The sequence below is a fragment of the Pilibacter termitis genome (assembly GCF_900167335.1).
GTDB classification, from domain to species: domain Bacteria; phylum Bacillota; class Bacilli; order Lactobacillales; family Streptococcaceae; genus Pilibacter; species Pilibacter termitis.
This window is the reverse complement of the sequence record NZ_FUXI01000013.1, coordinates 60,505-74,638: the sequence shown is the minus strand read 5'-3', so window position 1 is coordinate 74,638 and position 14,134 is coordinate 60,505. Positions and strand designations below refer to the sequence as shown.

The window sequence follows — 14,134 nt, the reverse complement described above, 5'->3', positions numbered from 1 at the left end:
GCGAGGGGCTGAAGTCTGGTGGCTGTTCGCTGTGCCGCTTGAAACTTGCGTTTTGATGCTAGTCTTTCAAGAATCTTTGATTCTTAGAAAGACTGCATGCGAAACGAAGTGTAGCAGCAAGTAAACGGCACGGCTCACTGCCACAGACTTCAAAACGCCCCTCTACGCCTTTCTTTGTCTAGCTGCGAAGTGCTGAAGTCTGGCAACTGTTCGCTGTGTCGCTCGCAACTAACGTTGCGAGTGAATAAACGACACAGCTCACTGTTGCAGACTTCAAAACGCACTTCTTCGCTTTTCTATTTTGCCTCTTGCAAAATATCAATTCCTGTAATTTTCACTGGTGTTACAGGTTTTGATTTTTCTTGTCCGTTTTCTTCGACTGGTTGGCTTGCAATTTTGTCTACTACATCCATTCCTTTAACGACTTGACCGAAAACAGTATAGCTTCCGTCAAGTTGACTATTCCCACCTTTTTTATACGCTTCGATAATTTTCTCTGGTGTAAATTGAACTGCCAAGTTGGCACTTTGATCAGTCGTATTCGTATTAATAAAGAACTGAGAGCCGTTCGTGTCTGGTCCAGCATTTGCCATGCTCAAAGCACCACGAAGATTGTAAAGATTTGGGCTGATTTCGTTTTTAAAACCATTTCCGCTGTCTTTCTTCTCATCTTTCCCTTTCCAAATAGACTCACCGCCAGTACCGTCACCTTTCGGGTCTCCACCTTGAATCATGAAATCTTTCATTACACGGTGGAATACGACATTATTATAATATCCTTCTTTTGCGTGTGTAATAAAGTTTTCAACTGCAAGAGGTGCATATTTAGGGAAAAGTTTGATTTGAATATCCCCCTCAGTTGTTTTCATTTCGACTAAACTTTCATCTTTAGCAACCGTTTCTGTCAACTGTGGCAAATCCAATTTGTTCAATTCTTTTTCACTTAATTCTTTTGTTTCACTCGTTGAGCTACTTGTTGAAGAATTGTCTGTTTTGTTTGTTGAGCAAGCAGTCAAAAGTGCAACCGTCATCAGTGACACACCTGCAAGCATAAGTTTTTTTGATTTCATAAATAAATTCATTCTCCTTGTTCTGCTTTTTCTCGTTTCAATACACTTCTAATCACTTAGAAATTAGGAAAGTCAAGTTCCCTTATTTATTGATGAACAAAAATATTATACCATAATTAAAGGCTAGTTTCATACTCTTTGAAGTAGTCACGCAAAACAGAAACAAATTTTCTGGCAATATCGCTTAATGGCTTGTTTTTCGGATGAATCACACTAATACGATTGATTGGCGAATTTTTCAGCGGAATGAGTTTAATTTCAGGCGTTTCAACCAACCCACTTCCTGTACCATAGGCATTGGTGCGTTGCAAAATGCCTGTAAGCGTCGCTCGATCTGTCGTGTGAATCACTCGATCTTCTTCAGACATATCAATCAAATCTTCTTGGAAATAACTGTAATTATTTGCCTCTTGTGTAAAACGCACTTGTGGATATTCTCTAAGCTCCCACTCCTCAATTTCCTCATGATTGGCTAACGGGTGGTGCGTGCCTAGGAAAATATGCGTTGAAAAGCTGACGAGTGTTTCATACGTCAAATTCTCCTCTTGCAACACTCGCCCTATCGCAACAGAATTTTGGTCGTTTAAGAAAATAATCCCTAGCTCGCTACGAAATTCCGCCACATCCTCAATAATTTTTTGAGTTGTTGACTCAAAAATACGAAACGAACGATAATCTGTTTCCTCTTTTAAAAGCTGACTAATCACCACGGCTAAAAAATCATAGTGCTGTGCTGAAATCGAAAAATGTACGTTTTTCTTCTCAACATTGGAATAACGGTGTTCCATGCGTTCAAATTGGGTCAGGATTTTCTGTGCATAGTGCATGAACTCCAATCCCTCTTCTGTCAAGGTTGCTCCTTTGTTTGTTCGCTCAAAAAGTTTGGTGGATAACTCCTCTTCTAACTCTTTGACCGCATGAGAAAGCGAGGGCTGTGCGACAAAAAGTTTTTTTGCAGCCTCACGAAAGCTACCATTATTCGCAATTGCGACAACATATTTCATTTGTTGAATATTCATTTTCCACTCCCCTTTTCTTTTTTGTCTATTATTATATCATTTAAACTCTATTTTTTATTGATAATTTAGATTTTTTTTCAAAATAATTGTTACAGTTCTTCTAAAAATTCGGATTTAGCCGAAATTCTCGATTTGGGAAATCCACAAATTACGAATTTCATGTATAATAGTTAAGGGTACCTCAGGAAAAAGTCTGAGGAAAAAATAACGTTGCACGTGACAAAAGCAACTATATATCGAGGTTCAAAATGAAAAATATAGTCGTATATACAGACGGTGGGTCAAGAAATACTGGAAATGTGAAAGGTGGCAGCGTAAAAGCTACGGATAAAGCAGCTTGGGCTTTTCTCATCGCAATCGAAAATGGAAAAACGCACTACGGAACAGGTGGAGAATACGGGGCAACCAATAACCAAATGGAAATTACCGCCGTTTTAAAATCTTTGCGTGCATTGTATAAACTAGAGATGAATAATGAAAATATCACGATTGTCTCCGATTCACAATACGTTTTAAATTCTATTACCAAATGGCTTACTGGCTGGAAAAAAAACGGCTGGAAGAATGCTTCAAAAAAAGAAGTGAAAAATAAAGATTTATGGATACAAATTGACAATGCTTTGCCACATTTTCCGAACATTCGGTTTGAATGGACGAAAGGACACGCTGGAAATGCTGGAAATAACTATGTTGACGAACTGCTCAATCAAACAATGGATAAAATGTAGCAATGAACTCTAAAAAACGAACGGAGGAATCCTCATGCAACTAACATTTGACGACAAATCAAAAGAGAAAATCTTACTTGCAATTAGTCAAAAAAACGTTCCTACAAAGGTGTTATTTGACCTTGATGACGGTGTTGGCACGCTGTCAAAATTCGGTTCTTGCTCGATGAATGTGCATTTTCGCTTTGTGCTAATCGAACAAACATTTCCCACCCCAGAATATGATGAAATGCTCGAAACGAATGCCGGAGAGTTTTGGATGAAAGGTTATTCTAAAATGTATATTAACGGCGAAAATGCTCGCATTGAATACAATAAAAGCTATGCAACAAACGTACTAAAAACAGACAATGAAATTGTTGATAGCAATGCTGAAATTGTTGATTTTAGAGGGATTGAATTATGAGTTTTGACGGGATTATGACGCATTTGGTCGTTTGTGAACTAAGGAATTTACTCATCGGTGGACGCATTAACAAAATTCATCAGCCGTATGAACAAGAGCTTGTTTTAGTCATTCGTTCACAAGGGAAAAATCACAAACTCCTTCTTTCTGCTCATGCAAATTTTGCACGTCTGCAAATCACAAAAGCAGAGTACAACAACCCAGATACACCACCAAATTTTTTGCAACTTACGAGAAAATTTTTAGAAGGTGCGATTTTGGAAGATATTCAGCAAGCGGAAAACGATCGTGTAGTAACTCTACATTTTTTGAAACGTGATGAACTTGGGGATTTACAAAATATCGTACTGATTTTAGAAATGATGGGCAGACACTCAAACATTATTCTCCTCAATACTCAAAGTGGAAAAATCATGGAGGCAATTAAACATATCGGATTTTCGCAAAATTCCTATCGAACGATTTTGCCGGGTTCTACACTTGTCAATGCTCCGAAACCAAAGGGAGTCAATCCTTTTTCAGCAAGCGAGGCACAAATTTTTGAACTATTGCAAACTGCTCCAACGCTTGATAGAAACTATTTACAAGAAAATTTTCAAGGATTGGGGGCAGATAGTGCTAGTGAACTTGCCTTTTTACTAAATGAGCGACCAAAAGAAAAATTAGCAACATGGCAACGCTTTTTCAAACAACTTGAAACACCGTCTCCTACGCTTACAACAAATGAAAAGAAAGAATTTTTCACTCCTCTCCCTTTTGAAACGCTCAGAGGAAAACGTGAAAATTTCACAACCTTTAGCGAGCTTTTAGATGCATATTTTCTTGGCAAAGCAGAGCGTGACCGTGTCAAACAACAAGGTGGGGAATTGCTTCGTCGAGTCGTTTCTGAGCTGAAAAAAAATAAGAAAAAATTAGCAAAACTAGAACAATCTATTTTGGATAGCGAAAATGCGGAAATGTATAGACAATATGGCGAATTACTCACGACTTATCTTTCACAGGTGCCACGAGGAGCAACAAGTGTTTCTTTAAATAATTATTATGACGAAGAAAACAAATCGGTAGAAATTTTGCTCAACCCTGCACTTTCTCCTAACCAAAATGCTCAAAAATATTTCCAAAAATACCAGAAATTAAAATCTGGTGTCCGTATTATTCAAGAGCAAATGGAACAAGCAAAAAGTGAAATCGACTATTTAGAAAGTGTCAATATGCAGTTGGAAAACGCAACACCGCTTGAATTACCAGTTATTCGTGAAGAATTGATTGCGACAAAATTCATTCGACAACGTAGTGAAAAAAGAGTGAAAAACACAAAACCAAGTCAACCAGAGAGATTTGTTTCTAGTGACGGAGTGAGCATTCTTGTTGGCAAAAATAATTTGCAAAACGACAATCTTACCATGAAAATTGCCAAGAAAACAGATATTTGGTTGCACGCAAAAAATATCCCGGGAAGTCATGTGATCATTCAAAGCGACAATCCAAGCGACATTACTATTACCGAGGCGGGAAGTTTGGCGGCATATTTTTCAAAGTATCGCCTGAGCAACCTTGTCCCTGTTGACGTTTTGCCTGTCAAAGCAATCAAAAAACCGAGCGGAGCAAGACCGGGATTTGTCACGTATGTCGGGCAAAAAACAATTTTTTCCACACCTGACGAAGAACTTGTAGCAAAACTAAGAGAAAATGCAAATGAAAAATAATGAATTGCGAACTACTCACCGAAAAGAAATTTTACGATTAGCCATTCCAAACACGATTGAAAATGTTCTGCAGATGACTGTCGGCTTTGTCGACAGCCTTTTAATCGCCAAAATTAGCCTGATTGCCATTAGTGCCGTTGGTGTAGTCAATGGACTTTTGGCAATTTTTCAAGCGATTTTCATCGCCCTTTCCATTGCTGCAACGAGCGTAATTGCTCGCAACATCGGAGCTAAAAAACTCAATTCTGCAAGAGTAGCTGTTTTCCATGCGATACTCCTTTCCGTTATCGTCAGCACTTTTCTTGGACTTCTTGTGCTGTTTTTCGGCAAACAGATTCTCATTTTAAGTGGGGCAAATGATGAAATTTTGCCTTTGGCACAACATTTTTTCTTACTTGTTGGAGGACTTAGCGTTTTTTGGAGCATTTTGACCGTTCTCGGTGCCGTACTTCGAGCAAATGGAGATGCAAAAACGCCAATGTACGTGAGTTTACTTGTCAATCTTATCAATATTCTTTTAGATTATTTGCTTATTTTTGGTGTAGGTTCTCTTCCTCCACTTGGCATTATCGGGGCTGGAGTCGGCACTACTCTCTCTCGCTTAATTGGCTGTATCATTTTATTTCGCAAACTGCAACGAACAAAATTAAAAATAGACAAAAACGTGTTGAAAACTAAAGAATCTATTGCTAAAATGATAAAATTGAGTATTCCGAGTGCAATTGAGCGATTTATGATGAGGTTTGGCGACATTTTGATTAATCGCCTACTTCTAAATCTTGGCACGATGTTATTTGCCTCGCTAACAATTTTTGAGAATTTTGCAAGTTTCACCTTTATGCCAGCTTTTGCCGTAGCTGCAGCAACTGCAACTCTAGTCGGACGAGAATTTGGAGCAAAAAACATGGAAAACGTTCGAGAAATCCGAAAAGAAAGTAATCACATTTGTTTACTTTTCATGTTGTTCACTGCTCTTATCCTTTGCCTATTTGGCGATTTTTTTGCTCGTGCTTTTACGGAAAACACAACAGCTCTGAAGTTTTTAAATCAAAGTTTGCCATTTTATGCTCTAGGCTTGCCCGTTTTGGCTTATTCGCTTGTCGATACAAGTGCCTTGCAAGCAACAGGAGATACAAAAACTCCAATGTTTGCAACAACGATTGGGATGTTATTTATTCGTGTGACATTCGTTGCATTGTTTTGCTTGTATTTCCGCTTTCAGCTGATAGGTGTGGCAATTGCAACGCTTTTGGATAATTTTTGGCGAGCAATTTTTCTACGTTGGACACTAAATAAACGAATGATAAAATAACAAAAAGGAAGATGAATATGACAATTGATTGTATTGTAATCGGAGCTGGTGCGAGTGGGTTAATGGCAAGTATTCAAGCTGCTGAAAATGGAGCGAACGTTTGCCTTATTGAGAAAAACAAACGCATTGGCAAGAAACTTTTAATGACAGGTGGCGGACGATGTAACGTAACGAACAACCGCACAAACGAAGAAATTATACAACATATCATTGGCAATGGAAAATTTCTTTATAGCAGTCTCAATCAATTTTCTGCACATGATATTATAGATTTTTTTGAGCAATGTGGCGTCAAACTCAAAGAGGAAGACCACGGACGAATGTTTCCCGTAACAGATAAATCTCAAACGATTGTTGACGCATTATATAACAAACTCTTGGAATTAAACGTGACCATTTTGACCAATACGACCGTAGAAAATATTTTAAAAGAAAACGGACAAATTATTGGTGTGAAAACAAATAAAGGACAATTTTTGTCACCTTCTGTCATTGTGGCAACTGGAGGACGTAGTTATCCTTCGACTGGTTCAACTGGTGACGGTTATCGCTTTGCCAAAAAAAGTGGACACACTTTGAGCAAACTTTATGCAACAGAATCACCATTGATTTCTGATGAACCGTTTATTTTAGACAAAAGATTACAAGGACTTTCACTAAGAAATGTCAAACTTAGCGTCGTAAATGCCAAAGGAAAAACACTTGTAACACATCAAATGGATATACTTTTCACGCATTTTGGTTTAAGTGGTCCCGCAGCACTTCGTTGTTCTTCATTTGTTAATCAAGAATTAGAAATTTCTCAGACTGCTAAGGTTGTCTTAGACTGTTTCCCAGAAAAAACTCATGAGGAATTAGCGGAAGAAATAAAAAGGTTACTCAATGGAAATAAAAAAAGCATAAAAAACGCTCTAGCTGAATTTTTACCCGAACGATTGCTCTCTTTCTTACTAGAAAACTGTGCAATCCCCGAACAAAAAACAGCTGAAAAAATAACAAATGAAGAAGTAACACGTTTCCTTGAAATGTCTAAACATTTCCCAATTAACATCACCAAAACCTTTCCAATCGAGAAAAGTTTTGTCACAGGAGGCGGCGTAAGCCTCAAAGAAATCAATCCAAAAACAATGGAAAGCAAGTTACAAAAAGGATTATTTTTTACTGGCGAAGTTTTGGATATTAATGGTTATACAGGCGGATACAATATTACTTGTGCGTTTTCGACTGGTGCTGTGGCAGGGAGAGAGGTTGCGGGGAGAGGTTAAACTATTGAAGTTTAATCGAGCAGAGGGAAAAGCTAAACAACTTTTCGCCCCTCTCACCACCGTACGTTCCACATGGCATACGGCGGTTCAACTTATATTGCAGTATGCACTTTTAGATAATAATCTAGGGCAAAGGGGATTCCTCTTTGCTTTTGTCTTTTATTGAATAACGCTCTTGGTACTACTTTTGATACCTCAATATATCTCTATCCTTTTCGACAATACGTTAGCACTTTCACCTCTTCTTCTGGAATTTCTAGCTGAATCAAGGAACGATTTTTTTCCCTTTGTTCTCCCACTGTTTCCAGATAATAACTAACAATTTTAACCAAAGTTTTTTTAGTCTATTTCTTTGAGTTTGTCTTTCATTTTCGCTTGACGAAAATAATTGCCCCAACATGAACAGTATCAAAGAAACGTTCTAAATCAATATTGATTAACCAATCATATATAACCTCGACTTGACTTCTCATGACAAACCTTTTTCCTTACATAGTGGACTCCTCAATCGTCCGTAAAACCTCCCAAAGTAAGACAACTAGCTTTCCTCTTTTAGTATCCTGATTTACCCAATAAGTTTTTGAACTTTGATTTGTGTGGGCATCTCATCCACTTGTTGAGCCGTGGTATCAGGTTTCTGTTCGTCGAGCCAAGGTTTTGATACACACTTCCTTCAGCTACACCCTCACGAGTGCCTCCTTGCGTTTCGCTAGAGCTTGGTCGGTAGGTACCCTCACAACTGACTTTCGCCGCCTAGTTAGTTTACATGACTGGTTCGCCACCAAAAAACCCCTAGCAATCCACTAGAGGTTTTCCATTCCTTAAAATACTTCCAAATACTGATCCAATTCCCATTGAGAAACAGTTTGTGCATAGCTTGCCCATTCTAATTTTTTCGCTTCTACGAAATTCGTGTAAATGTGCCCGCCTAGAGCATCTTTTACTACGTCATCTTGACGAAGTTCTTTGATTGCGTTGTGTAGAGTAGACGGTAAGTCCACAATTCCTACTGCTTTACGCTCTTCTTCTGTCATAACATAAATGTTATTCTCAACTGGAGCTGGTGCTGTAAGGTTGTTGTTAATTCCGTCCAAACCACATTGCAACAATACTGCAAGTGCAAGATATGGATTGGCAGTTGGGTCAACTGAACGCAATTCCAAACGAGTTGACAATCCACGTGATTCTGGTACACGGATAAGTGGCGAACGGTTACGTCCTGCCCATGCTACATAAACAGGTGCTTCATACCCTGGAACCAAACGTTTGTATGAGTTAACCGTTGGGTTCGTTACTGCTGTAAAGCCACGTGCGTGTTTGATAAGTCCTGCCAAGAACTTGTATGCAGTGTCTGACAAGCCCATTTCTCCTGCTTCATCGTAAAATACATTTTCTCCACCTTTAAAGAGTGACATATTACAGTGCATTCCGCTACCGTTGATACCAAAGACTGGTTTTGCCATAAATGTTGCGTGAAGTCCATGTTTACGAGCGATAGTTTTGACAACTAATTTGAATGTTTGAATATTGTCACAAGCTTCCAAGACGTTTGAATACTTAAAGTCAATTTCATGCTGACCAATTGCTACTTCGTGGTGACTTGCTTCTACTTCAAATCCAAGATTTTCAAGTTCAAGTACGATTTCACGACGGCAATTTTCACCTAAATCAGTCGGTGCTAAGTCAAAATAACCACCTTTATCGTTCACTTCAAGAGTAGGATCGCCATTTTCATCCAGTTTGAAAAGGAAAAATTCTGGTTCAGGCCCTAAGTTAAATGAAGTAAAGCCTGCTTTTTCCATATCTTTCAAGGCACGTTTTAAGTTTCCACGAGGGTCACCTGCAAATGGAGTGCCGTCAGGATTGTAAACATCACAAATGATACGTGCCACTTTTCCGTGTTCACTTTCCCAAGGGAAAATCATCCATGTATTCAAATCTGGGTAAAGGTACATATCACTTTCATTGATACGCACAAATCCTTCGATAGATGAACCGTCAAACATCATTTGATTTTTCAATACCTTATCCAATTGAGAAATAGGTACTTCTACATTTTTGATTGTTCCTAAAATGTCCGTAAACATTAAACGTAAAAATCGAACATTTTCCTCTTGTGCAAATTTTTTGATGTCTGCTGCTGTGTAGTTTTTTTTCGACATAATTTTCAGTCTCCTTTGACTTTTTTTGTATTTTGGGTTACATTTTCGCTTGGAAAGCGTTAGGGTTTCTCTGGGCAAGTCCACCTTGGCTGAGAAGTTCTTCTCGGAAAATTCTTCTGATTTCCTCCTCAGAAAGTGCACGTTTCGCAGTTTTTTCTGATTCTTCACGTTTCATTTCAATCATACGTTTCACACCCGCCATATTTAACCCCTCGGACAGATAATCTTTGATTTCAAGCAATACATCAATATCATTTAGTGAAAATAATCGACGATTGCCGTCTGAACGTTCGGGGAAAATGAGCGATTGTTCTTCGTAATAACGAATTTGACGTGCAGAAAGTTCGGTCAGCTTCATTACTGCTCCCATCGGGAACACAGCCATAGAACGACGAAATTCTTTATCTTTCATGCTACTCCTCCTTGCTTGTTACTAGAATACTCCTTTTTTTTTCATCCGTCAACACTTTTATGTAAGAAAACCTAACACACTCAAAAAAATACCCGAATTTCCGAACATTAAAACTAAAAAATAACGTTTTTTAAACATAAAAAGAGCAAGACAATTGCGTCCTGCTCTCGTTTCCCTATCCTTTAAAATAAATTTCCGATACTGCTTGAGCAACAGCAAGTTTTACGTGTTCATAGGTCAAACCACCTTGTAAAAAGACACGATAAGGAGGACGAACTGGCCCGTCACAAGAAAATTCCATCGTGCTACCTTCTACAAAACTTCCTGCCGCCATTAAAATTTCATCTTCATATCCCGGCATAGCACTTGGAATTGGCAAAATATTCGAGTCAATCGGCGAAAGTTTTTGCACCGTTTGACAAAAAATCGTCATCGCCTCCACTGTCCCTAGCTCAATGGTCTGAATTAAATCCGTTCGTTTTTCATGCCATTTTGGATTTGCCTCTACACCAAATTCTTCTAGTAAAGCCGCAGTAAAGATTGCTCCTTGAATCGCTTGTGAAACTGTGTGCGGAGAAAGGAAAAAACCTTGGAGAAAATCATAGGTATTACTCCCCATTGCACCACCCGCACTTCCGACTCCTGCCGTTGTCAATCGATAGCTTGCAGCCTCCACTAATTCCGTTTTTCCCGCAATATAGCCTCCCGTTTTAGCAATGCCACCGCCCGGATTTTTGATGAGAGAACCTGCCATAAGGTCAACGCCAACTTCCGTTGGTTCGATTGTCTCAGAAAACTCTCCGTAGCAATTATCTGCAAAAATAATCACTTCTTTATTAAACGAGCGAATAAAATCACACATTTCTTTGATTTCTTCTATGGTGAAACTCGCTCTTCCGGCATATCCTCGTGAGCGTTGAATCGCAACAACTTTTGTTTTCGGTGTTATTTGTTCCTTGACTTGCTCAAAATTGACTTTGCCGTCCTTGAGTGGTACAAAATCAAAGCCTACACCGATTTCTTTTAAGCTACCACGTCCGTCACCCGTCACACCTATCACTTCGAGCAACGTGTCATAAGGCGTGCCAGTAATATAGAGCAACTCGTCCGTTGGTTTCAATAATCCAAAAAGTGCGGTCGCAAGAGCATGAGTACCAGAGACAATTTGCGGGCGAACAATCGCACTTTCTGCACCAAAACTACGAGCATAAATTTTGTCTAATTTTTCACGACCAATATCATCATAACCATATCCTGTCGAGGCAAGCAAATCAGTTGCTGCCACTCTTTCTTGTTGAAACGCACGTAAAACTTTTTGTTGATTGAAAAGTGCTACTTCTTGAATTTCTTTGCGTTTTTGTGTTATTTTTTCTTCTACATTATTAATGATTGTGATTAATTTTTCGTCAAATTGGTTTATCCAGTTCATATTATTCTTCCTTTTGATTGTCAATATTCTTCATAAGTATTCTTTTCAGATACCCATTTACTCCCCGTTTTAGCAAATCCTTTTACGTGGTAATCATTGGTTTCTTCACGATATTCTTCTATTAGCAAAATACTTTCCACACGTAAATCATGTAGTTCTTTTCCTTGATTGGCAAAAAGCGAGAAATCGTACGGCTCCATAATTTCCATCATTCGCTTGCGAACGGCGTCTGTGAGTGCCTCTTTTCCCACAGTGCTTTTAGAAGAAATCAAAACATTTGGAAATAGCGTTGGCGTAAATTCCTCTGTTAACTTGTCTGACTTATTGTAAACAGTCAAAATCGGCAAACTTTCCATTTCCAGCTCTTTTAATAACTCAAGCACTGTTTCTTCATGCTGGATATGATAAGGATTGCTCGCATCTACCACGTGAAGAAGTAAATCTACATTTTTACTTTCCTCAAGCGTTGACTGAAATGCCTCGACTAATTGCGTTGGCAAATCTTGAATGAATCCTACTGTATCGGTCAATGTGACAATCATCCCTTGTGGGAGCATCCATTTTTTCGTAAGTGGGTCAAGAGTAGCAAATAATTGATTTTCCTCATAAGTATTCGCAGATGTCAAAAGATTTAAAATCGTTGATTTCCCAGCGTTTGTATAGCCAATTAAACCAATTTGGAAAACATTACTTTCTCGCCTTTTATCTCTCATACGCAAGCGATGAGCGGCAATTTCTTTTAATTCTTTTTTGATCATCGTAATTCTCGTGCGAATATGTCGTCTGTCGGTTTCGAGTTTGCTTTCACCAGCACCTCTTGCACCAATTCCTCCACCTTGACGAGAAAGTGCCAATCCACTTCCACCAGAAAGCCGCTGACTCACATATTGAAGTTGTGCAAGCTCAACTTGCAATTTTCCTTCACGACTTCTTGCACGCATTGCAAAAATATCCAAAATCAACTGAACTCTATCCAAAACTTTCACATTTAGCACTTCTTCAATATTGTTCGCTTGTCGAGGAGAAAGTTCGTGGTTAAAAATGACCAAATTCGCCTCATGAGCCTCTATCAACTCCGCAAGCTCTTGCAATTTCCCTTTTCCTATGACCGTTTTTCTATCAATTTCTTGCAAATTTTGGGTTAGCTCTAAAACTACTTCCCCTTCTGCTGTTTTGGTCAAATTTTTCAACTCTTTCATCGAGGACTCAAAATTTTCTCCGTTTGCATAAGTTTTCACACCAACCAAGATTGCTTTTTCTTTTTGTGTATCCATGTTGCTCCTTTCTGCGAAATCACTTCGGGATTTCTTGAAACTTGACTTCCGCTGCACCCAAATGGGACACTCGCAAGCTCGAAGTCTTTCTTACTCAAAAATTCCTACCATTCCTTCATAATGCCAAAAATTGTTCTACTTCTTGAAACAATTTCTCTTTTTCTTCGCCATTTTCAACAAGGTCAAACCATTCTGTATTCATGCGGTTTCTAAACCATGTCAATTGTCGTTTTGCATAGTTGCGTGAATGTTGTTGAACTTTTTCTATCGCCATATCAAGAGTGATTTCCCCTTTAAAATAAGGGAAAAATTCCTTATATCCAATTCCTGCTGCTGCTTGAGCGTTCGGATAGTTTTCATAAAGAAATCTCGCCTCCTCAAGCAAACCGTTTTCCTGCATTTGTTTCACTCGCAAATTAATTCGCTCATAAAGTAATTCTCTTTTCGTCGTCAAGCCAAAAATCTTTGACTGGTACAAATCCAAATCCGTTGTCCCGTCCGCTTGCACAATGCTTTTTCCTGTGTTTTCAAGCACTTCCAATGCACGAATAATCCGCCGTGTATTGTTTTCATGCGTCATTTCTGCACTTTTCACATCTTTCTTGTACAAAAGTTCCCAAAGAGCAGTTTTGCCGTTTTCTTCTAGGTATTTTTCATATTTTTCACGCACGTGTGGAAAATGATGAACACCTCCCAATGAATAGTCTTCTAGTAAACTTTGAATATACAAACCAGTTCCGCCAACAACAATCGGCAATCGCTTGCGTGCAGTAATTTCTTCAATCAATGCTTTTGCTGAATGCTGAAAATCACTTGCAGAATAATTTTCATTAATTTCTCTCACGTCAATCAAGTGATGAATGGCTTGATTTTGCTCTTCACTTGTCGCTTTTGCTGTACCAATATCCAACCTTTTATACACTTGCAGAGAATCTCCGCTAATAATTTCTCCGTTAAAACGCTGTGCAAGCTCTATGCCAAGAGCTGTTTTTCCGACAGCGGTAGGACCTACAATCGCAATTATTTTCGCTTTACTCATTTTTTTCTCCGAAATTCTATTATCTTCCAAGTACCTCATTTCTATTGTAACAAAAAATCAGCTTTATGATGAATAATACTATTGTTTTGATAAAAAAAATTTACCCAACTATTTTTAGAGACACTCTATAAGAAAAGATGCTTTTTTAACAATGAAATGGTAAAATGAAGATATAGCATTTATGGGCACCTCTAAAAACTCGCACTTATCCTAAATTGCTAGTTTTCCGATTTTCTTTGTCAATCTCCTCAACCTATGAACCACATAGCTTTCGTCGATTTTCTCGAAAATCGAAAAACTAGCTAATTTAGT

At 38.5% G+C, this 14,134-nt stretch carries 12 protein-coding genes; 5 read left to right on the top strand and 7 right to left on the bottom strand.

Translation table 11 applies throughout. The features are described 5' to 3' along the window. Positions 1-296: 296 nt before the first annotated feature. Both B5D30_RS06740 and B5D30_RS06735 read right to left on the bottom strand, forming a co-directional pair. A complete protein-coding gene (locus B5D30_RS06740; RefSeq protein WP_078807294.1) occupies positions 297-1,070 on the bottom strand; it encodes a peptidylprolyl isomerase in 774 nt (257 codons plus the stop codon). Positions 1,071-1,186: 116 nt separating this feature from the next. Next, entirely contained in the window at positions 1,187-2,089 is a 903-nt protein-coding gene (locus B5D30_RS06735) for a LysR family transcriptional regulator (RefSeq protein ID WP_078807293.1), read from the bottom strand. A 248-nt stretch (positions 2,090-2,337) separates the two neighbouring features. On the opposite strand from B5D30_RS06735, the gene B5D30_RS06730 reads away from it, so the two are divergent. Genes B5D30_RS06730 through B5D30_RS06710 form a run of 5 tightly spaced genes read left to right on the top strand, consistent with a single transcriptional unit; the run spans position 2,338 to position 7,506 of the window. Next, positions 2,338-2,817, top strand: a complete 480-nt coding sequence (locus tag B5D30_RS06730; protein WP_078807292.1) for a ribonuclease H family protein — start codon at positions 2,338-2,340, stop codon at positions 2,815-2,817. A 34-nt stretch (positions 2,818-2,851) separates the two neighbouring features. Next, positions 2,852-3,223 carry an iron-sulfur cluster biosynthesis family protein gene (locus B5D30_RS06725; RefSeq protein WP_078807291.1) on the top strand — a complete coding sequence of 124 codons (372 nt, stop codon included), beginning with the start codon at positions 2,852-2,854 and terminating at the stop codon, positions 3,221-3,223. Beyond that, on the top strand, positions 3,220-4,929 hold the full coding sequence (locus B5D30_RS06720; protein WP_078807290.1) for an Rqc2 family fibronectin-binding protein: 1,710 nt from the start codon (positions 3,220-3,222) through the stop codon (positions 4,927-4,929). Before B5D30_RS06725 ends, B5D30_RS06720 begins: the two co-directional genes overlap by 4 nt. After that, the gene (locus B5D30_RS06715) at positions 4,919-6,241 is read left to right on the top strand and encodes an MATE family efflux transporter (protein ID WP_159443247.1); all 1,323 of its coding nucleotides are present in this window, start codon (positions 4,919-4,921) and stop codon (positions 6,239-6,241) included. The genes B5D30_RS06720 and B5D30_RS06715 overlap by 11 nt, the downstream gene beginning before the upstream one ends. A gap of 11 nt (positions 6,242-6,252) precedes the next feature. After that, on the top strand, positions 6,253-7,506 hold the full coding sequence (locus B5D30_RS06710; protein ID WP_078807288.1) for a BaiN/RdsA family NAD(P)/FAD-dependent oxidoreductase: 1,254 nt from the start codon (positions 6,253-6,255) through the stop codon (positions 7,504-7,506). A gap of 821 nt (positions 7,507-8,327) precedes the next feature. On the opposite strand, the gene glnA is transcribed toward B5D30_RS06710, so the two are convergent. The 5 genes from glnA to miaA all read right to left on the bottom strand — a co-directional run bounded on the left by glnA (position 8,328) and on the right by miaA (position 13,822). Further along, positions 8,328-9,668 carry a type I glutamate--ammonia ligase gene (gene glnA, locus B5D30_RS06700; RefSeq protein ID WP_078807287.1) on the bottom strand — a complete coding sequence of 447 codons (1,341 nt, stop codon included), beginning with the start codon at positions 9,666-9,668 and terminating at the stop codon, positions 8,328-8,330. Between the two features lie 37 nt (positions 9,669-9,705). Next, a complete protein-coding gene (locus tag B5D30_RS06695) occupies positions 9,706-10,080 on the bottom strand; it encodes a MerR family transcriptional regulator (protein ID WP_078807286.1) in 375 nt (124 codons plus the stop codon). Between the two features lie 175 nt (positions 10,081-10,255). Continuing rightward, the gene (locus B5D30_RS06690; protein WP_078807285.1) at positions 10,256-11,509 is read right to left on the bottom strand and encodes a methionine gamma-lyase family protein; all 1,254 of its coding nucleotides are present in this window, start codon (positions 11,507-11,509) and stop codon (positions 10,256-10,258) included. 20 nt (positions 11,510-11,529) lie between these two features. Then, positions 11,530-12,783 carry a GTPase HflX gene (gene hflX, locus B5D30_RS06685; RefSeq protein WP_078807284.1) on the bottom strand — a complete coding sequence of 418 codons (1,254 nt, stop codon included), beginning with the start codon at positions 12,781-12,783 and terminating at the stop codon, positions 11,530-11,532. A 115-nt stretch (positions 12,784-12,898) separates the two neighbouring features. Then, positions 12,899-13,822, bottom strand: coding sequence for a tRNA (adenosine(37)-N6)-dimethylallyltransferase MiaA (gene miaA, locus B5D30_RS06680; RefSeq protein ID WP_078807283.1), 924 nt, complete (start codon positions 13,820-13,822; stop codon positions 12,899-12,901). Positions 13,823-14,134 lie beyond the last annotated feature (312 nt).